18 protein-coding genes are annotated in these 19,453 nt (G+C 73.3%); 6 read left to right on the top strand and 12 right to left on the bottom strand.

The window, feature by feature from the left end:
- The first annotated feature begins 461 nt into the window (after positions 1-461).
- Together trpS and SCWH03_RS10880 are read left to right on the top strand one after the other, a co-directional pair.
- On the top strand, positions 462-1,475 hold the full coding sequence (gene trpS, locus SCWH03_RS10885; protein WP_173263967.1) for a tryptophan--tRNA ligase: 1,014 nt from the start codon (positions 462-464) through the stop codon (positions 1,473-1,475).
- Positions 1,476-1,583: 108 nt separating this feature from the next.
- Positions 1,584-2,168 carry a 2'-5' RNA ligase family protein gene (locus SCWH03_RS10880; protein ID WP_173263966.1) on the top strand — a complete coding sequence of 195 codons (585 nt, stop codon included), beginning with the start codon at positions 1,584-1,586 and terminating at the stop codon, positions 2,166-2,168.
- Positions 2,169-2,369: 201 nt separating this feature from the next.
- Here SCWH03_RS10880 and dprE2 read toward each other — a convergent pair whose 3' ends face one another.
- Together dprE2 and dprE1 are read right to left on the bottom strand one after the other, a co-directional pair.
- Positions 2,370-3,125 (bottom strand): decaprenylphospho-beta-D-erythro-pentofuranosid-2-ulose 2-reductase, encoded by a 756-nt coding sequence (gene dprE2 / locus SCWH03_RS10875; RefSeq protein WP_173263965.1) that lies wholly within the window; start codon positions 3,123-3,125, stop codon positions 2,370-2,372.
- A 146-nt stretch (positions 3,126-3,271) separates the two neighbouring features.
- The gene (dprE1, locus tag SCWH03_RS10870; protein WP_254076682.1) at positions 3,272-4,696 is read right to left on the bottom strand and encodes a decaprenylphosphoryl-beta-D-ribose oxidase; all 1,425 of its coding nucleotides are present in this window, start codon (positions 4,694-4,696) and stop codon (positions 3,272-3,274) included.
- Between the two features lie 437 nt (positions 4,697-5,133).
- Here dprE1 and SCWH03_RS10865 point away from each other — a divergent pair, with 437 nt between their 5' ends.
- On the top strand, positions 5,134-6,054 hold the full coding sequence (locus tag SCWH03_RS10865; protein ID WP_173263964.1) for a YihY/virulence factor BrkB family protein: 921 nt from the start codon (positions 5,134-5,136) through the stop codon (positions 6,052-6,054).
- On the opposite strand, the gene SCWH03_RS10860 is transcribed toward SCWH03_RS10865, so the two are convergent.
- The gene (locus tag SCWH03_RS10860) at positions 6,002-7,300 is read right to left on the bottom strand and encodes a D-alanyl-D-alanine carboxypeptidase family protein (protein WP_371872651.1); all 1,299 of its coding nucleotides are present in this window, start codon (positions 7,298-7,300) and stop codon (positions 6,002-6,004) included. The genes SCWH03_RS10865 and SCWH03_RS10860 overlap by 53 nt on opposite strands.
- A gap of 508 nt (positions 7,301-7,808) precedes the next feature.
- Here SCWH03_RS10860 and SCWH03_RS28580 point away from each other — a divergent pair.
- Together SCWH03_RS28580 and SCWH03_RS10850 are read left to right on the top strand one after the other, a co-directional pair.
- Positions 7,809-8,054 carry an SCO4848 family membrane protein gene (locus SCWH03_RS28580; protein WP_311137368.1) on the top strand — a complete coding sequence of 82 codons (246 nt, stop codon included), beginning with the start codon at positions 7,809-7,811 and terminating at the stop codon, positions 8,052-8,054.
- Positions 8,055-8,067: 13 nt separating this feature from the next.
- A complete protein-coding gene (locus tag SCWH03_RS10850) occupies positions 8,068-9,630 on the top strand; it encodes a metallophosphoesterase (protein WP_173263963.1) in 1,563 nt (520 codons plus the stop codon).
- Positions 9,631-9,884: 254 nt separating this feature from the next.
- Here the strand turns inward: SCWH03_RS10850 and SCWH03_RS10845 are convergent, their stop codons facing one another.
- The 9 genes from SCWH03_RS10845 to SCWH03_RS10805 form a co-directional block, all read right to left on the bottom strand.
- The gene (locus SCWH03_RS10845; RefSeq protein ID WP_254076681.1) at positions 9,885-10,751 is read right to left on the bottom strand and encodes a TetR family transcriptional regulator; all 867 of its coding nucleotides are present in this window, start codon (positions 10,749-10,751) and stop codon (positions 9,885-9,887) included.
- Between the two features lie 11 nt (positions 10,752-10,762).
- The gene (locus SCWH03_RS10840) at positions 10,763-11,161 is read right to left on the bottom strand and encodes a thiol-disulfide oxidoreductase DCC family protein (RefSeq protein ID WP_173263962.1); all 399 of its coding nucleotides are present in this window, start codon (positions 11,159-11,161) and stop codon (positions 10,763-10,765) included.
- 5 nt (positions 11,162-11,166) lie between these two features.
- On the bottom strand, positions 11,167-11,601 hold the full coding sequence (locus SCWH03_RS10835) for a hypothetical protein (RefSeq protein ID WP_173263961.1): 435 nt from the start codon (positions 11,599-11,601) through the stop codon (positions 11,167-11,169).
- Positions 11,602-12,889: 1,288 nt separating this feature from the next.
- Positions 12,890-14,113: a cytochrome P450 family protein gene (locus SCWH03_RS10830; protein ID WP_173263960.1), complete on the bottom strand. Its 1,224-nt coding sequence runs from the start codon at positions 14,111-14,113 to the stop codon at positions 12,890-12,892.
- Entirely contained in the window at positions 14,110-15,345 is a 1,236-nt protein-coding gene (locus SCWH03_RS10825; RefSeq protein WP_173263959.1) for a cytochrome P450, read from the bottom strand. The genes SCWH03_RS10830 and SCWH03_RS10825 overlap by 4 nt, the downstream gene beginning before the upstream one ends.
- Positions 15,342-15,968, bottom strand: coding sequence for a GTP-binding protein (locus tag SCWH03_RS10820; protein ID WP_173263958.1), 627 nt, complete (start codon positions 15,966-15,968; stop codon positions 15,342-15,344). The genes SCWH03_RS10825 and SCWH03_RS10820 overlap by 4 nt, the downstream gene beginning before the upstream one ends.
- Entirely contained in the window at positions 15,949-16,305 is a 357-nt protein-coding gene (locus SCWH03_RS10815; RefSeq protein WP_173263957.1) for a DUF742 domain-containing protein, read from the bottom strand. Before SCWH03_RS10815 ends, SCWH03_RS10820 begins: the two co-directional genes overlap by 20 nt.
- The gene (locus tag SCWH03_RS10810; RefSeq protein WP_173263956.1) at positions 16,302-16,733 is read right to left on the bottom strand and encodes a roadblock/LC7 domain-containing protein; all 432 of its coding nucleotides are present in this window, start codon (positions 16,731-16,733) and stop codon (positions 16,302-16,304) included. The genes SCWH03_RS10815 and SCWH03_RS10810 overlap by 4 nt, the downstream gene beginning before the upstream one ends.
- Entirely contained in the window at positions 16,730-18,511 is a 1,782-nt protein-coding gene (locus SCWH03_RS10805) for an ATP-binding protein (RefSeq protein WP_173263955.1), read from the bottom strand. Before SCWH03_RS10805 ends, SCWH03_RS10810 begins: the two co-directional genes overlap by 4 nt.
- Before the next feature lie 369 nt (positions 18,512-18,880).
- On the opposite strand from SCWH03_RS10805, the gene SCWH03_RS10800 reads away from it, so the two are divergent.
- Entirely contained in the window at positions 18,881-19,339 is a 459-nt protein-coding gene (locus SCWH03_RS10800) for a MarR family winged helix-turn-helix transcriptional regulator (RefSeq protein WP_173263954.1), read from the top strand.
- Positions 19,340-19,453: the final 114 nt, after the last annotated feature.

Here is a 19,453-nt window from a genome sequence, read left to right as displayed (position 1 = left end):
GCGGTTCGCCGGAGACCTCACCCGCCCCCGGTCATTCGCGTATCCGGGGCGGGGCAGGGCGGGGCGGGCCGGGGCGGGGCGGGAGCACCACCAGTGGGGTGGGCGGTACGCACGGCGACCGGCGTGGTCGAGCGGCTAGCCGTGCCCGCGCCAGGTCCCTCTTCGGTGTCGGGCACGCCCTCGTCCCGCCGGGACCCTCGGGCCGGGTGGCGCCCCGCCTCGGGTCCGGGCCGCGGGCCCGTCGCCCGGGGACGGCGGGCGCGCTGTGTTCCTCGTCTCATCGGATCGCCGTCGGCGATCCGCGCCGGCGGCTGCCGCCGGGCCTCGCCGTCCCGGGGCCGGTAGCCGGCGGGCGGTACGCACCCGGAGCGGGCCGCCTCGGCGACCGCTCCCGCCGGCCGCGCACCGCGCGTCGCCGATCGGTTCCCGACCTGTCGGCGGCACCTGAGAGAATGCTGCACATGGCCTCTGAACGTCCTCGTGTGCTCTCCGGAATCCAGCCCACCTCCGGCTCGTTCCACCTCGGCAACTATCTCGGCGCCGTCCGCCAGTGGGTCGCGCTGCAGGAGACCCACGACGCCTTCTACATGGTGGTCGACCTGCACGCGATCACGATCCCGCAGGATCCGGCCGAGCTGCGCGCCAACACCCGCCTCGCCGCCGCCCAGTTGCTCGCCGCGGGTCTCGACCCGGAGCGCTGCACGCTGTTCGTCCAGAGCCATGTGCCCGAGCATGCCCAGCTGGCCTGGGTCATGAACTGCCTCACCGGTTTCGGCGAGGCCTCCCGGATGACCCAGTTCAAGGACAAGTCCGCCAGGCAGGGCGCGGACCGGGCCACCGTCGGCCTGTTCACGTACCCGGTCCTCCAGGTCGCCGACATCCTGCTGTACCACGCCGACCAGGTGCCGGTCGGTGAGGACCAGCGGCAGCACATCGAACTCACCCGGGATCTCGCCGAGCGCTTCAACAGCCGCTTCGGCCCCACCTTCACGCTCCCCGCGCCGTACATCCTGAAGGAGACGGGGAAGATCTACGACCTTCAGGACCCGCAGATCAAGATGAGCAAGTCGGCGTCCACCCCCAAGGGCCTGGTCAATCTGCTCGACGAACCGAAGGCGACGGCGAAGAAGGTGAAGAGCGCCGTCACCGACACGGACACGGTCATCCGCTTCGATCCGGCGGCGAAGCCCGGCGTCAGCAACCTGCTCACGATCCAGTCCACCCTCACCGGGACGAGCATCGCGGAACTGGAGCAGCGGTACGAGGGCAAGGGCTACGGCGCGCTCAAGTCCGACCTCGCCGAGGTCATGGTCGACTTCGTCACCCCGTTCAGGTCCCGTACCCAGGAGCTGCTGGACGATCCGGAGACGCTGGACTCGCTGCTGGCCAAGGGCGCGGAGAAGGCACGCGCGCTCGCCGCGGAGACCCTCGCCGAGACATACGACAGGGTCGGGCTGCTGCCCGCCAAGCACTGAGACCGGGGATCCCGCCGGGTACCGGGGCGAAAAGGCCCCTGGCGGGACCACGGCGCAGGCGCCACACTGGCGGCCTGCGCACACGAGGATCCGGAGGAGGAGAACGACGTGGGGACCGTCATGCTGGGCGTTTCGATCGCGGTCCCGGAGCCCTACGGCAGCCTGCTCCAGGAGCGGCGCGCGGGCTTCGGGGATGCCGCAGCGCACGGCATCCCCACGCATGTGACGCTGCTGCCGCCCACCGAGGCCGACGAGTCGGTACTGGCCGAGGTCGAGGCACATCTGGCGAGGGTCGCGGCCGCGGGCAGGCCGTTCTCCATGCGGCTGTCCGGCACCGGCACCTTCCGCCCGCTGTCGCCCGTGGTGTTCGTCAACGTGGTCGAGGGCGGGGAGGCCTGCGCCCGGCTCCAGCAGCAGGTGCGCGACGAGCCGGGGCCGCTCGCGCGTGAGCTGCAGTGGCCCTACCACCCGCATGTGACCGTCGCGCACGGTATAGCGGAGGACGCGATGGACCGGGCGTACGAGGAGCTGGCCGACTACGAGGCCGCGTGGACCTGCTCCTCCTTCGCCCTCTACGAGCAGGGCGCGGACGGGGTGTGGCGCAAGCTGCGCGAGTACGCCTTCGCCGGAGGCCCTCCGGGCGTCCCCCCGCAGAGCACACCGCTGGGCGAGCCGGCCCCCACGCACCACTGAGGCGACCGGGGGGTGAGGAAGCCTGGCGCCGCGGCAGGCGGGGACCGCCCTGTCGTGACGCCAGGCCGGTCCGGCCCACCCGGCCCGGCCCGGCGCAGCGCAGGGCACCGGTCCGCGGAAGACCGCGATGCCCGCAGGGCCGTCCGGACCGCCGGGAAACCACACCGGTCCGCTGCGCCCCGGGAGGCGTGCGCCGGCCGCTCAGACCGGGAGGCGGCGGAACAGCGGCCGGGGGACGTGCCGTAGCGCGGACATCACCACCCGTAGCGCCCCCGGAACCCACACGGTCTCGGAGCGCCGCCGAAGCCCCTTCTCGATCGCCCGCGCGACCTGGTCGGGGGTCGTGGCGAGCGGCGCCTCCACCATCCCCGCCGTCATCCGCGACCGTACGGAACCCGGTCTGACGACCATCACGTGCACCCCCGTACCGTGCAGGGCGTCACCGAGTCCCTGGGCGAAGGTGTCGAGCCCCGCCTTGCTCGAACCGTAGATGAAGTTGGCCCGCCGGGCCCGCTCGCCCGCCACCGACGACAGCACGACGAGTGAGCCGTGCCCCTGTGCCTGCAGCGCGCCGGCGCAGATCAGCCCGGAGGACACCGCACCCGTGTAGTTGGTCTGGGCGACGCGGACCGCGGCGAGCGGCCTGGCCTCGTCGTGCGCCTGGTCTCCCAGCACGCCGAAGGCGAGCAGCACCATGTCGACGTCCCCCTCCGCGAAGACCTTGCCGAGGAGTTCCTCGTGCCCGGACGGGTCCAGGGCGTCGAAGGGCACGGTGCGCACGTCGGCGCCGAGTCCGCGCAGTCCTGCGGCGGCGGAGTCCAGTGCGGGGGAGGGGCGGCCGGCGAGCCAGACCGTGCGGGCGCGGCGGGCCACCAGCCGGCGCGCCGTGGCCAGGCCGATCTCCGATGTGCCGCCGAGGACGAGCAGGGTCTGGGGAGTGCCGAATGCGTCTTTCACGGTGCGTGCTCCTTCACGGTGCGTGCTCCTTCACGGTGCGTGCTCGTTCACGGTGCGTGCTCGTTCACGGTGGTGCGTTGGGGGTGCGTCCTGCGTCGTCCTCTGCGTGCGACTCGGGTCCTACCGGCCGCGGGCCCGGCAGCCGGTCACAGGGACAGCCGCCGGGCCAGGTCGGACACGAACACCCCGCGCGGGTCGAGTCGTGCGCGCAGTGCCCGGAACCGGTCGAGGCCGGGGTACATCACGGTCAGCAACTCCGGCCGCAGCCGGGAGTCCTTGGCCAGGTAGACCCGCCCGCCGGCGTCGGCCACCACCTCGTCGAGCCCGTCCAGGAAGGTGCCGAGGCCCGGCAGCCCGGCGGGTACGTCCAGGGCGAGCGTCCAGCCGCGCAGGGGGAACGACAGCCAGCCGGGATCGCCCTCGCCGAACCTCTTCAGCACGGCGAGGAAGGACGGGCACCCCCGCCGGGCGACGCGCCGCACGACCTCGCGCAGCGCCTCCTCCTGCCCGTGGCCGACCACGAACTGGTACTGGACGAAGCCGTCCCGGCCGTACACGCGGTTCCAGTGGGGAACGCCGTCGAGGGGGTGGAAGAAGGCCGGGATGCTCTGCAGCCGCCCCCGGCGGGCGCGCGGGGCCCGCCGGTACCAGAGTTCGTTGAAGACGGACACCGAGGGGCGGCCGAGCAGGCCTCCGGGGATGAGGCCGGGCGCCGAGGGGAGCTGCCGGGGGCGGAACTCCAGCGGCCGGCGCCGTGCGCGGGCGGGGAGCGCGTCGAGCGGCGCGTGCTCTCCGCGGCTGAGTACCGCACGGCCCGTCGCCGCCCCCCGTGCGAGGAGGTCGATCCACGCGACCGAGTAGCGGTAGCGGTCGTCGCCGGTGGTCAGACGGGCCATCAGGTCGTCGAGGTCGGCGGCGCGTTCGGTGTCCACCGCCATCAGCGACGTCTGGACCGGGTGCAGCCGGAGCGCGGCGGAGAGGACGACGCCGGTCAGTCCCATGCCGCCGGTCGTCGCGTCGAAGAGTTCGGTGCCGGGGGTTACCGTGCGCACCTCGCCGTCGGCGGTCAGCAGCGTCAGCGACAGGACGTGGCGGGAGAAGGAGCCCGACACATGGTGGTTCTTGCCGTGGATGTCGGCACAGACGGCACCGCCCACCGTGACGTAGCGGGTCCCGGGTGTGACCGGCACGAACCAGCCGAGCGGCAGCAGCACCTCCATCAGCCGATGCAGACTGACCCCGGCGTCGCAGACCACCACTCCGTCTTCTGCGTCGATGGTGCGGATACGGTCCAGACTGGTCATGTCGAGGACGGCCCCGCCGGCGTTCTGTGCGGCGTCGCCGTAGGCCCGGCCCAGCCCGCGGGCGATGGTGCCCCGTCCGCCGCAGCGGCGTACGGCCGCTACTGCCTCTTCTGGGGTACGGGGGCGGACGAGCAGTGCGGCGGAGGGCGCGGTGCGCCCCCATCCCGTCACCGGCACCGGCAGATGGTCGTCCCGGCCGGCGGGCGTCGTGGGCGCGGTCGGCGTGGTGTGCTCGGCGGGGGTGGCGGGGGCGCACTCGACAGACATGCTGGCGACGTTATCGCCCTCTATGGGTGATATGCGCTTGATGTGCCTGACTCGCCGAAACGGGTGATTAAGTGAGTGTCACATAATATGATCGCCAATTTCGGGCCCGCGTTGAGAAGAGTCGCTCCTGGCCCATCGAAAGGGGCGGCAGATGCGCGATGCCGACAGGACACCCCGGTCGAACCGGTCGAACCGGTCGAACCGGGAGGGGCGGGGAGAACGGGGGAGTTCCACGCCCCGCCAGCCCCGCCAGCCCCGCCAGGCTCGAACCCCCGGCAAGCCCCAGGTCTGCCAGGTCTGCCCGGTCCACCGGGCCCCCTGACTCCCCTGACTCCCCTGACTCCCCGGCCGCCCGGGCCCGCCCCGTCTCCCCGGCGATCCGGGACTCGTCCGTCCGTCTCCGGATCAAGAGCGCCGACCGGGGGAAGGCGTACCCCATGGACTGGCTGACCCGGCTTCCCGTCATCGGACCGCATGTGCGGCGCCTGATGCGGACGCACGCATGGCGCTCGTACGAGACCCTCGAGGAGGCGCGCTGGACCCGGCTGGCCGCGGCGATCACGTTCATCAGCTTCCTCGCGCTGTTCCCGCTGATCACCGTCGCCGCCGCGATCGGCGCGACGCTGCTCAGCCAGGAGCAGCTGCGGTCGCTCCAGGACAAGCTCACCGAGCAGGTGCCGGGCATCTCCGACCAGCTCGACCTCGGAGCGCTGGTGGACAACGCGGGCACGGTCGGCCTGATCGCCGGTGCGCTGCTGCTGCTCGCCGGCATCGGCTGGGTCGGCTCACTCCGGGAGTGCCTCCGTGTCGTCTGGGGCCTCGACGACAAGGAGGAAGGCAACCCGGTCGCCCGCAAGGGCAAGGACGCGGTGATCCTGCTCGGCCTGGGAGGCGTGGGGCTGGCCTCGGCCGCCGCGTCGGCGCTCGGCTCCAGTGCCGTCGGCTGGACCGCCGACCGGGTCGGCATCGGCGGCGGCGGGGCCGGCGGTGTCCTGCTGCAGGCCGCCGCCGTCGCCGTCTCCGTGGTAGCCGGCTTCCTGATGCTGCTGTACGTCCTGACGCTGCTGCCCGGCGTCCATCCGCCGCGCCGCCGGCTTATCGTGGCCGCGCTGATAGGGGCTGTCGGTTTCGAGACGCTGAAGTTGCTGCTCAGCGGCTATATCTCCGGTGTGGCGGCGAACTCGATGTACGGCGCCTTCGGGGTGCCCGTCGCCCTGCTGCTGTGGATCAACTTCACGGCGAGGCTGCTGCTGTACTGCGCCGCGTGGACGGCGACGGGCAGCGGTTCCGGCGCGGAGGAGCCCGTCAGCGACGCGGCCGACGGTGGGCCGGATCGGGCAGCGGCCACCGCCGGTTGATCAGGAACCCGGCCACTGCGACCAGCACCAGCGCGACGATGGCCACCGAGACCGCCACACCCGCGCCGGTGGTTCCGCCCCGGCTCGCGGCGGACGCCTCCTCGGGGCCGTACGGCTTCCCGCCCGTCTCCCCGCCCGCCCCGCCCGGCTCGCCGCCCGACCCGGACTCGTCCACGTCGTCCTTCGCGGCACCGTCGGAGTCGCCCCGCGAGCCCGTGTCCGCCGACCTGGGGGGCACCAGCTCGCCGACCGGCTCCACCTTCCCCGCCGCCGCGAAGCCCCAGTCGAGCAGGCGCGCGGTCTCCTTGTAGACCGCGTGCCCCTCCTTCGACGACGGGTTCATCACGGTGACCAGCAGCACCTTGCCGTCGCGCTCCGCCACCCCGGTGAAGGTGGAGCCGGCGAGCGTGGTGGTGCCGTTCTTCACCCCGGCCATGCCCTGGTAGGGGGCGACACCGAAGTCACCGGTGAGCAGCCGGTTGGTGTTCTGGATCTGGAACGAATCGCGCTTCTTGCCGGGCTTCTGCTCGCCGGGGAACTGCGCGCGGGCGGTCGCGCAGTACTCCCGGAAGTCCTTCTTCTGCAGACCGCTCCGGGCGATCAGGGTCAGGTCGTACGCGCTCGACACCTGGCCTTCCTCGTCGTACCCGTCCGGAGTGACGACACGGGTGTCGAGGGCCTGCAGCTCCTCCGCGTGCTCCTGCATCTCCTGCACGGTCCGCGGGAGGCCGCCGTTCATCGCGGACAGCACATGGACCGCGTCGTTCCCCGACCGCAGGAACACCCCCATCCACAGGTCGTGGACGGAGTAGGTCTGGTTCTCCTTGATGCCGACGAGGCTGCTGCCCGCACCGACGCCGGCGAGTTCGCCGCGGGTGACCGTGTGCTGCTGCTCCTTGGACAACTTGGGCAGCACCGTGTCGGCGAAGAGCATCTTCAACGTGGAGGCGGGAGGCAGCCGCCAGTGCGCGTTGTGCGCGGCCAGCACCTCACCGCTCTCGGCGTCCGCGACGATCCAGGAACGGCCCGTCACGTCCTTGGGGAGGACGGGGGCGCCCCCCGCCAGTCTGACCTGGGTGCCAGGCCTGCCGAGCTGGGAGCCGCCGACGGTCGACATCACCGCCGGGGGCTTGGGGGCCTTCTCGTCCTTGGTGCCGGCCTTGACCGCGGCGGTCGCGGGTGCGGCGGTGAGCGCGGGCAGCAGCGCGACGGCGACCACCCATGTGGTTTTCCTCAAAGCAGACACGAACGAGAACGTACAGGGACCCGGCGGCGGGTCCGACACCGGCCGGGTGACCCGCCGCGAGCTCCGCCGGTACAGCCCAGCCAGGCCTGCGACGGGCCCGCCGGTCGCTGGCCCGGCCGCTTCGGGCCCGCCGGTCGCTGGCCCGGCCGCTTCGGGCCCGCCGGTCTTGGGCCTGCCCGCTTCGGGCCCGCCGGTCTTGGGCCTGCCCGCTTCGGGCCCGCCGGTCTTGGGCCTGCCCGCGACGGGCCCGCCGGTCTTGGGGCTGCCCGCGACGGGCCCGCCGGTCTTGGGGCTGCCCGTCGCCGGCCCGGCCGCTCCGGGTGCGGCCGGTGTGCAGCCGGCGGGCTCGGTGGTGCCTGCCGGGGGCCGCCCTGCCGTCTCGGGCACGGCGGGCCGGATGCACTCCGTCTCGGTGGTGCCGGCCCGGGGCCCGGCGGCCGCGGACGCCGACTGCGGCGCCACCGGACCCCGCCGCCCCGAGGAAGGGGACTGCGGCGATACTGAGTCCATGAAGCTCAGTCGCCCGGTCTCCTGGTTCCTGCTCGCGTTCGGGGTGTGGAGCTGGGTCATCTGGGTCACTTTCGTGAGGAACCTGTGGCAGGACGCCAGCGGGCTCGCCTTCGACGACGCCGGTGACCCGACCGCGTACTTCTGGGTCCATCTGCTGCTCGCCGTCACGTCCTTGCTCCTGGGGACGGTGATCGGCGCGATCGGGTTCCGCGGCGTACGCGCACTGCGCCGCGACCACGAATAAGGGGAACGCTGCCGTGCTGGTAGTCCTGCTTGTGATCGCCGTCGTCCTCACTCTGCTGGTGGCGGTGCACTGGTACGTATGGCGGCGCCTGGTCCGCGACACCACGACCGGGCCCGGCGCGGCACGACGTGCGGGCACCGCAGCCGTGATCGTGCTGCCGCTGCTCACCGTCGGCGCCTTCACCACCGGCCGGGCCGACGTGCCCTTCTGGCTCAAGCAGACCTTCGCATGGCCGGGCTATCTCTGGCTGGCGGTGCTGCTGTACCTGACGCTCGCGCTGGCCGTGGGCGAAGCGGTCCGTCCCCTGCTGCGCCGCGCACTGGACCGCAGGGCTGCGCGCCGCCCGGCGGCTTCCGGGGGGCCTCCCGCCGCCGGGGCCGTGGCGGACGCGCCCCCGGCTGACGGGCCTTCGGCAGCCGAAGCAGCCGCCGAGGCGGCTCCGCCCGGGGACACCGCGGCGTCCTGGGACGGGCAGCCGCCCGTGAGCGCCGACTCGTCGGGGGGTGCGCTGCGGTCCGGGGGCGCGGTGCCGCCCGGGGACGCCGGCCTGGTCCCCTCCGCCGGTTCCCCGAGAGCCGCACAGCCGTCACCGTCCGGCTCCGACCAGGCGACCGCGGTCGGCACGGTCGCCGGGGAGACGCCCGGCCGTACCGTCGGCCTTACCGGCGGGAGGGCCTCCGAAGCGGCCGACGTCTCCGGCACCCCGGTGGCGGCGGACGTCTCGCCGGAGGGCGGGCGCCCCGCGGGCGCCATGTCGCGCAGGCTGTTCGTCGCGCGGGTCGTCGGCGGGGCGGCCGCAGCCGCGGCCGCGGGGACCGTGGGCTACGGGACGTACGGCGTCCTGCGCGGACCGAGCGTCAAGCGGGTCACCGTGCCGCTCGCGAGGCTCGCGCGCGCCGCGCACGGCTACCGGATCGCGGTCGTCAGCGACATCCACATCGGGCCTGTCCTCGGCCGCGCCCACACGCAGCGGATCGTCGACGCGATCAACGCCACGCAGCCCGACCTCGTCGCCGTCGTCGGCGACCTCGTCGACGGCAGCGTCGCCGACCTCGGCAGCGCCGCCGAACCCCTGGCCGGGCTCCGCGCGCGGGACGGCTCGTTCTTCGTCACCGGCAACCACGAGTACTTCTCCGGGGCCGACGCCTGGGTCGGCCATGTGCGCGAACTCGGCCTGACCCCGCTGCGCAACGACCGCGTGGAGATCGGCGGCTTCGACCTCGCCGGGGTCGACGACGTGGCGGGCGAGCGAGAGGGGCAGGGACCGGACTTCACACGGGCGCTCGGCGACCGCGACCGCGCCCGCGCCGCCGTGCTCCTCGCCCACCAGCCGGTCGTCATCCACGAGGCGGTGCGCCACGGAGTGGACCTCCAGCTGTCCGGCCACACCCACGGCGGTCAGCTCTGGCCCGCCAACTACCTCGCGGACATGGCCAATCCGACTCTCGCCGGCCTGGAGCGGTACGGCGACACCCAGCTCTATGTCTCCCGTGGCGCCGGGGCCTGGGGGCCGCCGGTGCGGGTCGGCGCCCCGTCCGACATCACCGTGGTGGAACTCGCCTCGCGCGACGCCTGAGGGCTGCCGGGAGCCGGGGGATATCGCTCCGGTCGTCCACCTCGGGCGGCGGTCCGACCGCCTTCCCTCGCGGGGTCGGGCGGGAGGGGGAATCGGTTGATGCCCCCCGCTCCGGGGCCGTGCGTCCTTGGGCCCCGGCCGGGTGCGACGCGTTCAGTCTGCCCGAGCGGTCTGTCCGAGCGATCTGTCCGAGCGGTCTGCCCGAGCGGTCTGTCCGAGCGGTCTGCCCGGGTGGTCCGGCCTGCCGGCCGGGTTCAAGCCGTGGAGCCCCGTTCCCGGCGGTCGCGGTCGCCGGCACCCGGGCCGCCGCCCCGGTCGCCGCCGCCCCGGTCGCCGTCGTCGCCGGGCCCGGCGCCCCCCGCGGCCGAGGACCCGCGGCCCGCCGCCCGCCCGGGTCTGCCCGAGGCGGCCATCCCCGCGGCCGTCGGCATGAAGTCCCTGAGCAGCTCGTGGGTCTCCTGCACGAGGGGGCGCAGGACACGGAACCGGGAGAGCGAGATCGCCCGGGCGGTGACCGGCGCGAGCCGCTCCACGAGGCGGCGGCTGTTGGCGCAGCCCTCGGAGCGGTCGTACACCCAGAACAGCACGAGTCCCATCTGCTGGAGCCAGAGCAGCCGCGGCAGCGCGTCGGAGAGTTCGGGGTCGACCTTGACGGCGGCCCCGGACAGCACCCGCCGGTGGACGTCGACGGCCGCCTCCCGCGGGCCCTGCGACTCGGGCGAGAAGGGGCTGAGCGGACTGTCCGGGTCGGCCGCGTTCTTGAAGAACTGGGACGCGAACTCGTGGTACGGCTCGGCGATGTCCAGCCAGCCGAGCAGGACCCCCCGGATGCGCTTCGCGAGGTCCTTCTCGCCGCCGTCCAGGACCTCCGAGACGGCCGCCTGGTGCTGCTCGGCGATCCGGTCGTAGAAGCCCTGGACGAGGTGTTCCTTGGAGGAGAAGTAGTAGTAGGCGTTGCCCACGGAGACCGCGGCCTCCTGGGCGATGGCCCGCATCGTCGTCCTGTCGTAGCCGCGCTCCTGGAAGAGACGGAGTGCGGTCTCGAGGATGAGGGTGCGGGTCTGCTCGCTCTTCGCGGGCTTCGCGTCGCGGCCCTGCTTCCCGTCCGTCACGTCGTTCACGGTGAGCGAGCCTAGCCGGGCGGCGCCGGCACCTCGCACCGGCCTTCGCACGGGGCGGCCGTGAGCTCGCGGTACTTGGCCGCGGCGAGGACCGTGACCCTGGCGAACGGCTGCCCGGCGGGGGTGCTCAGCCAGTGCGCCTTGGGCCGGTGCTCGGCCAGCGCCCAGAGGCAGACGATCCAGGCGGCGGTGGACCGGTACACCTGGCCGCGGTCGCCGATCACGGTGATCTCCCGCAGGGTGCTCCCGTGGTCGAGGTCCGGGAAGCGGCGCCTGGCCTCCGCAGACGCCGCCGGGACGAGGTCCAGCGGGACGAGTTGCCGCTGCCGCAGCAGCCAGCGGCGCAGATGGACGCAGAGCGGGCACTGGGCGTCGTAGAGCACCGTCAGTCCCGCTACGGGTATCCCCACGGCGGTCACGCGCCTGTGGCGGGGGCTTCCCAGGGACGCTGGCCGGCCGGCCCCGTCCAGCCCTGCGGTGGGACCGGCGGGGTCTGCTCGCGCTCCATCACACCGCGCCGGCGGATCCGGTTGAGCACATAGACGTTGGCGAGGTGCAGCACACCGAGGACGAGCAGGACGACCCCGAGTTTCACCGAGAGGGCCTCGAACAGCCTTCGGGCGTCGGCCACGGCATGGTCCTGGCCGAGGTGGAGGGTGACGAAACCGAGGTTGACGAGGTAGAAGCCCACCACCAGCAGGTGGTTGACGGCGTCCGCGAGTTTCTCGTTCCCGTGCAGGACGTCGGCGAGGAAGATCCGTCCGTTCCCGCTGAGCGTACGGGCCACCCAGACGGTGAGGCCGACGCTGATGAGCAGATAGACGATGTACGCGACAACAGTGAGGTCCATGCCCCACCCTCCCTTGAACGTGTTCAAAAGACCGTGTCCATGACTGTAGCGGCCCTCTTGAACGCGTTCAAGTCCGCAATGCCGGTGGGATATCGACGGGCGGACAGCCCCGGGGCACGGGCTCGGCCGGAGGGCAATCGCGTCCGGTTCGGCGGGGGACGGCCCGGTGGTGGTGCTCCCGCATTCCTCGGTCACCGACCGCCGGATGATGCGGGACGGACCGTGGGGCGCGCCGGATGGAGCCGGACACCGCGTCGTACGCCCCGACTTCAGGGGCTTCGGCGACATCCCGGCCGATGCGCGGGCGCCGTCACCGCGCACCCCTACCGCGACGCGGACGACGTCCTCGCCTTCCGGACGCTCCCGGGATCGGTCGGGCAGCCCTCGCCGGGGCTTCGTTCGGGGGCGGCGTCGCCGTCGGGATCGCCGCGCGGTGCCCGGAACGGGTGCCGGCGCTCACGGTGCGCTGTGCCGGCTGCCGGGCCGGGAACCGGGCCCGGATCTGCCGGTCTTCGACGGCGGGGAGCCTTCGACGGCGGGGAGGACGAACTCGTCGGCGCGGGCGACCTCGACGCGGCCGTCGAGCTGAACGCGGGAACCCGGCCGGGCCCGGGAGCCGGCGAGACCGTACACGTACACCGGCGGGTACGGGCCATGCCGCGGCAGGCCTTCGAGGGTCCGGCTCGACCTGGACGCCGGGGCGGAGCAGGCCGGTGCGGCGCCCTGGGACGGGACGGCCCCGGCGGTCGCCCCGGCCGCGATCGGCGCACCCGCCCTCGGGGGTGCCGGACGGTCAGGGCCTCGGGGACGAAGGCCTTCCGGGCCATGTCCTGGCGTCTCGCCGAGCTGGTCCCCGCGGCCCGTGCCGTGGTGCTGCCGTGGGCCGGGCACCTGCCCTCACGGGAGCGGCCGGCCGAACCGGCGGACCTGCGCTCCGGCTACTGCGAGATCCGGCCCCGCCCCGGGAGCGCACCCGGGAAGCCGCGAGCCCCGCGCGGGCCGGGCCTTCCCCTCCCCGGGGCACGGGCCGGACGCGCCCCCGGGGCGGCGGGTTCGCGCGCAGGAAGCCGTGTGCCCCGCGCGGCCGGCTCGCTGCGGACGGACCGGCCGACGAGAGGGGGTGGACCGGCGCCCCGACCGGTCTGCATGTCGTGTGAACCGGGGCCCCGGACCGGCCGGTGGGGCCGGCCGGCCGTTGGGACGAACCCGCGGCACGCCGGCCCGGACCGGCGGTGGCCCGGACGAGGCGGACCGGACGGTGGCCGGGACGAGATGGACCGGCGGTGGCTCAGACGAGGTGGACCGGCAGCTCGTACAGGTCGTTCTGGGTGACCACGGGCTTGTTGCGCAGCTCCTTGGGGTCCACGGCCAGCCTCAGCCCGGGGAACCGTGCGTAGAGCGCGGGCAGTGCCACTCCCGCCTCCAGCCGGGACAGCGCGGCGCCGGGGCAGACGTGCGGGCCGTGGCCGAAGGCGATGTGCCGGTTGGGCGAGCGGGTGATGTCGAAGACCCCGGCCGTGGGGCCGTGGGCCTGCTCGTCGCGGCCGATCGCCGCGTAGGAGACGATCAGGGCGTCCCCCGCGGGGATCATCCGGTCGCCGACGGGCACGTCCTCGGTGGCGAACCGGATGAGGACGTGCGAGGTCGGGGTGGACCAGCGGAGCGTCTCCTCGACCACCGCGTCCCAGCCCACCTCGCCGGAGCGGACGAGCGCGAGCTGCTCGGGGTGGGTGGAGAGGTTGACCACGGCGTTGACGATCAGCGAGATGGTGGTCTCGTGGCCGGCGGCGATCATCAGCTGCAGGGTGTTGACGATCTCCTCGTCGGTCAGCCGGTCGCCGTCCTCTGAGGCCTGGATCAGGGCGCTGGTGAGGTCGTCGCCGGGTTCGGTGCGGCGGGCTTCGACGATCCGGCTCATCATCCCGCCCAGCTCGCTGAGGGTGGCGACCACCTCCTCCGGGGGCGTCTGGGTGGAGAAGAAGCGGTCGAAGAGCACCTTGAGCCTGGGGTGGTCCTCCCGGGCGATGCCCATCAGCTCGCTGACGACGTTCATCGGCAGCGGGTAGGCGAACTCGGCCTTCAGGTCGACCACGTCACCGGGGGCACGGGAGGCCAGCTTGTCGAGCAGCTCTCCCGTCAGCTCGCCGACGCGGCCGCGCAGCAGCTCCACCCGGCGGGGTGTGAGGGCCTGGGCCACCAGGGTCCGCAGCCGCCGGTGGTCCGCTCCGTCCACCGTGAGCATGGAGCGGCCCGGGTTGGCGAGGCCGATCAGCGGCCAGTCCGCGGGTATCTCGCCGCGCCGCCACGCACCCCAGACCCCGATGTCCTTGACCAGCCGGGAGTCCGTGAGGAGGCGGCGCGCCTCGGCGTGGTGCGTGACCGCCCAGACGGGGACTCCGCCGGGGAGTTCCACCTCGGCGAGCGGCCCGGCGGCACGCAGCAGGGCGCTCTCCGCGTCCAGGTCGGTGACGAAGGGGTCGAGGGCGATGCGTTCGGCGCTGCTCTGGGTCATCTTCCGGCGTCTCCAAGAACGGGGGTGGGGGTGAATCGCACGGGCAGTGAGGTCAGGCCGCGCAGCCATGGGGACGGCCGGCGGGTGAGGGAGTCGGCGGGGACCGCGAGATCGATGTCGGGCAGCCGGTCGAGCACCACCTCGATCCCGGTCCTGGCGATCACCTCAGCGATCTCCTGGGCGGCGAACGGGCAGCGGTGCTCACCGTGGCCGAAGGAGAAGAAGGCGTTGTTGCCGCCGGTGAACGCCGCGCCGTCGACGCGTACCTGGGGGTCGGAGTTGGCCGCGGCGAGGCCGAGCAGCAGCAGGTCCCCGGACCTGATGTGCCGCCCGCCGAGTACGGTGTCGCGGGAGGCCCAGCGGCCGGCCACGTTCTGGGTGGGAGTGTCCTCCCACAGGACCTCGTTCATCGCCTCGGCGACGCTGTGCCGGCCGCCGAACAGCGACGCGGCGAAACGGGCGTCGGTGAGCATCAGCCGCAGCGAGTTGCCGATCCAGTCGGCGGTCGGCTGGTGGCCGGCGGCGATCATCACCATCAGGTCCTGCATGATCTCCTCGTCGGTGAAGCCGGATTCGTCCTCCAGCATCCGGGAGATCACGTCGTCGCCGGGTTCGGCGTGCTTCTCGGCCAGCAGGCGCTGCATCGACCCCGCCAGATGGCTCTGCCCCGCCAGCGCGCCCTCCCTGCCGTTGATCATGTCGTTGAGGGCGGTGACCAGGCCCGGCCCCTCCTCGTCGGGGAAGCCGTAGAGCCGCGCCAGCACCCGCAGCGGCAGCAGCGTCGCGTAGTCGCCGATGACCTCGGCCGATCCCTTGTCGCAGAAGGAGTCGACCAGCTCGTCCGCGAACCGCTCGGCGTGCCGGATGAGTTCGGTCGCCTCGACGCCTTCCAGCGCGTTGCCGACCATGGCCGCGCGCTGCCGATGACGCTCGCCGACCGTGTAGAGGATGGACGGCTGCTTGCGGCCGATCATGGGCAGCAGGGGCCAGTCGCCGGGGATGGCGTCCCACTGGCTCCACAGGTCGGAGTCGCGGCTGAAGAGCGCCGGGTCGCCGGTCACCTGGTGCAGCTCCCGGTAGCCCAGCACCAGCCACGCGGGTATGTCGCCGTCGAGCAGCACGGGGACCACCGAACCGTGGTCGCGTCGCATCTCCCGGTACAGCTGGGCGGGTTCGGACTGGAAACGGGGACCCGACAGGGGGACGGCCGTATGTCCGTCGGGGCTGGTCAAGAGGCGCTCTCCTGGGTGGCGTACAGGGACTGGACATGCTGGACGAGTGAGATGAGGACGTTCTTGCTGGAGCCCCGGGAGCGCGCGTCGCAGCTGACCAGCGGTACCGCCGGGTCGAGGTCGAGCGCCTCGCGTACCTGCTCGTAGCTGTACGCGGTGCCTCCGAAGTCGTTGCAGGCCACGATGAACGGGGTGCCGTGCGCCTCCAGCCGGTCGATGGCGTACCAGGAGTCCGCGATCCGGCGGATGTCCACCAGGACCACCGCGCCGAGCGTGCCCGAGAAGAGCCGGTCCCACAGGAACCAGAACCGCTCCTGCCCGGGTGCGCCGAAGAGGTAGAGGACGTTGTGCTGGTCCAGGGAGATGCGGCCGAAGTCGAAGGCGACGGTCGTGGAGGTCTTGGCGCTGACCTCGGTCGTGTCGTCCACGGACTCGCCGGCGAGGGTCATCGTCTCCTCGGTGTTGAGGGGACGGATCTCGCTCACGGAGCGCACCATCGTGGTCTTGCCGACGCCGAAGCCTCCGACGATCACGATCTTGACGCCGTTGTCGGATGTGGCGTGCAGTGCGGGGCGTGCTGACGGCTGGTCGAAGGCCGGCCGGTCAGAGGTTGCGGAGGCCAACGAGCACCTGCTCCAGGAGGTCGGGGGCGGGAAGGCGGTGGGTCGGGTCGGCCGGACGGGGATGGCGGGCGCTGACGTGGCCCGCGTCCAGCAGGTCCGACAGCAGCACCCGGACGATGCTCACCGGGAGGCGGAGCTCCGCGGCGATCTCGACCACGGCCGTGGGGCGTTCGCACATCCGCAGGATCGCGGCGTGCTCTGACTGCATCCCGGGAGCCGGCGCGCGGTCCGCGACCATCAGCGTCACCAGATCGAGGGCATCCGACCCGGCGCTGCTGCGGCCCCCGGTGAGCGTGTACAGCCGCTCAGGCGAATCGTCCCTGCCAGGGCGGCTCATGACCCGCCGGCCGCACGCGGGGCGGCGCGCAGATGGACGCCGATCTGCTCCACCAGTTCGCTGACGTTGTGCCCGATGAGTCCGGCGTCGGCGTCCTCGGCGGCCACCACCGCCAGATGCGCGCCCTCGCCGGCCTCCACGATGAACAGGATCCCCCCGTAGAACTCCGTCATGGCCGAGCGCACACCGCCCGATCCGTCACCGAACTCGATCGAAGCGCCGTGGGAAAGCGACTGGATCCCGGCGGCGATCGCGGCGAGCTGGTCGGCCTGGTCCACCGAAAGCTCCGGGGTGCGGCAGAGCTTCAGGCCGTCCCGGGAGAGGACGAGTGCGTGCCGGGTGCCGGGTGTGCGCTCGAGCAGGCTGCCCAGCAGCCAGTCCAGGCTCTCGTCGGTGGTGGCGGTGGGGTTGTGGGCGGTGGTGGTCATCGGGGGGTGTCGCCTTCCGGGTGCGAGGACGCGGCCGGGGCCCGGCCGGGAAGCGTGGTGGGCTCGTTGACGCCGGGGTCCGGGGGCGCGGTGGCGTCGCCTGCGGGAGTAGGCCGCACGGCCTGCCGGAAACTGCTGAACCTGGCGATTCCGGACTTCACGTCGCGGGGTGGGGAGGTCTCGGGGTCCGCGGGTGCGGGCCGGGTGCTCTCCGCCGCGGCCAGGGTCTGCCCCCGGCGGCGGCGGGGGAGCCGCCCCGGCTCCGCGGCCGGCGGCTCCGCGGGGGCCGGCGTCTGCGGCGTGGCCGGGGTCTGCGGCGTGGCCGGGGTCTGCGGTACGGCCGGGGGCGTGGACCGCCGGTCGTCCGCTGCGGGTGCCCGGGTGGGCGCTGCGGGTGCGGGCAGGGCGCGGCGCTGTGCGGGGATCGCGGCCGGGAGGGCGCCGGAGGCGGCGCGGGGCGCGCGGGCGGCGCCGGAGGGGGTGGCGGCCATGGCGGAGGAGGCGGACCTCGTGGAAGGGGCGGATGCGAGGGAGGGGGCGGACGTCACGGAGGGTGCGGCGGCCTGGCCGTCGCGCCCGGCCGCCCGGCTGAGCAACTCGTGGGGGATGAGCACCAGCACACCCGTCCCGCCGCGTGCGGAGGGCCGGAAGGAGACCGTCAGCCCGTGCTTGCGGGCGAGGCGCCCCACCACCGCGAGGCCGAGCCGGGTGCCGGAAAGCCCGCCGAGGTCGGACACGTCCCCGCTCACGGCGTGCTTCGCGCGGCGCAGTTGGACCTCTCCCATCACCAGGCCGCTGTCCTCCACGGAGACGATGGCTCCGGCCGGAACCTCCTCCACATACACATGGACCTCGGCGGTCGGGGGCGAGAAGTTCGCCGCGTTGTCCAGGAGTTCGGCGATCGCGTGCATCACTCCCTCGGCCGCGTGGCCGGCCACGGAGATCTCGCTCACCGAGTGCACCCGCACCCGCTGGTAGCCGGCGATACGGCTCATCGCGCCCCGCAGGACGGACTCCATGCTGATCGGCCTGGCCCAGCGGCGGCCCGATCGGGAGCCGGTCAGCACCGCGATGGAGTCGGCCAGTCGGCCTGCCTGCGCGGACCGGTGGTCGAGGTGGAGGAGGTCGCCGAGGACCCGCTCGTCGGTGTGGCGCTCCTCCATCTCGCGCAGATCGGCGAGCATGCTGGTGATCAGCGCCTGCATCCGGCCGGCGGACTTGGCGCAGGCGGAGAGAGCGGACGCGCGGTCGGCCACGGCGCGGCGGGACTGGGCGGCGAGCCGTTCGTTCTCCTCCGCCAGCGTCCGGCGTTCGCGGGTATGCTCCTCCAGCATCCGCTCGCGCTCGCGGGTGTGATCGTCCGTCAGCTGCTGCCGCTCGCGGGTGTGATCCTGCAGCAACCGGCCGCGCTCCAGCATGTGTTCGGCCGTGATGCGGTCTCGTTCGCGGATGTGCTCCGCGGTCAGCCGCTCGCGCTCCGACCTCAGCTCCTCGGCGAGGCGTGCGTGCTCCCGGGTCAGTTCCTCGGTACGCCAGGACAACTCGCCGGTCAGCCGCGACCGTTCCTTGGCCATCTCCGCGGCCAGGGCTTCCCGGTCACGCCGCAGCCCCTCGGAGCCCTGGGCTGCCGCCGCGAGGCTGCGCTGGAGGGTGCGGGAGGACCGGACCGCATGGACGGCCACGGCGACCGCGCAGCACAGCAGCAGCGCCCCACCGCCGGCGGCCCAACCGATCGCGGAACGCGACTCTTCCGGGGCGGCGGCAGTGACTAAGGCCACTGCCGTCAGGCTGACCAGAGCTGTTGCCAGAAAGGCCGACAGGGACGCCCTCAGGGGGCCTCGTCCGTCGTCCATGGCGGGAGGGGGAGGCGACGCCGGCATCAGTGTCCTTGGAGTGGCTCGCGGCCCCAGGCTCACTGGGGCATCGTCGAGGACGGCCGTCACAGCACGGCCATTAGGCCGCAACTATAGGTGATCTGCTGTCCGTTACGGAAAGGCCCGTGAACGTCTGAATCTGATCTCTGACCGAACCTGTGAGAGGGGCGGGCGGCCGGAGGGTCCGATCGGCGCCTCTTGACCTCACGTCAGGTTGAACTTCTACGGTCGATCTCGTCCTCGGCAACGCAGACGACGACAGGGGTTCCGGCCATGGAGTACACACACAGCGACACCGATCTGATCAAGCAGCCCATCGGTTACTGGAGTTGGGCGGCTTCCAAGGCGGTCGTCGACCGCATCCGCGCCGCCCTCGCCGGGATCGGCACCACGCAACCCCAGTGGTGGGTCCTCGCGCAGGTGGCAGGCGCCGACACCGCCAAGCCCCGCGATGAGGTGTCCCGGCTCCTGCTGAACTACCTCGACGCCGGCCGCGAGGCCATGGAGTCGGAGATCGACACGGTCATCGCCCGGGGCTGGGCCGTCGAGGACGCCGCCGGGCGCCTGAGCCTCACCGCCGACGGCAGGGAGTTCCACGGCAGGGCCGCGGCCCTCCAGGAGGAGCTCTGGGCGGAACGGCACGCCGGCATCTCCGACGAGGAGTATCTGACCACCATCAAGGTGCTGCAGCGGTTCATCCGCAACACGGGTGGGCAGGCGTGGCACCACTGACGGCCGTTCCGTCCCCCCGTCGGCCCCCGTCGGCCCCCGCCGGGGGTCTCCGAGGCTCCGCCGGGGGGGCGGTGGGCGGGGGCCCGGCGCCCGGTCGGGCAACGCCGCCGCCGG

The organism is Streptomyces pacificus, assembly GCF_011766325.1.
GTDB classification, from domain to species: Bacteria; Actinomycetota; Actinomycetes; order Streptomycetales; family Streptomycetaceae; genus Streptomyces; species Streptomyces pacificus.
The sequence above is the reverse complement of the archived record's forward strand: the minus strand, read 5'-3'. Positions and strand labels throughout refer to the sequence as shown.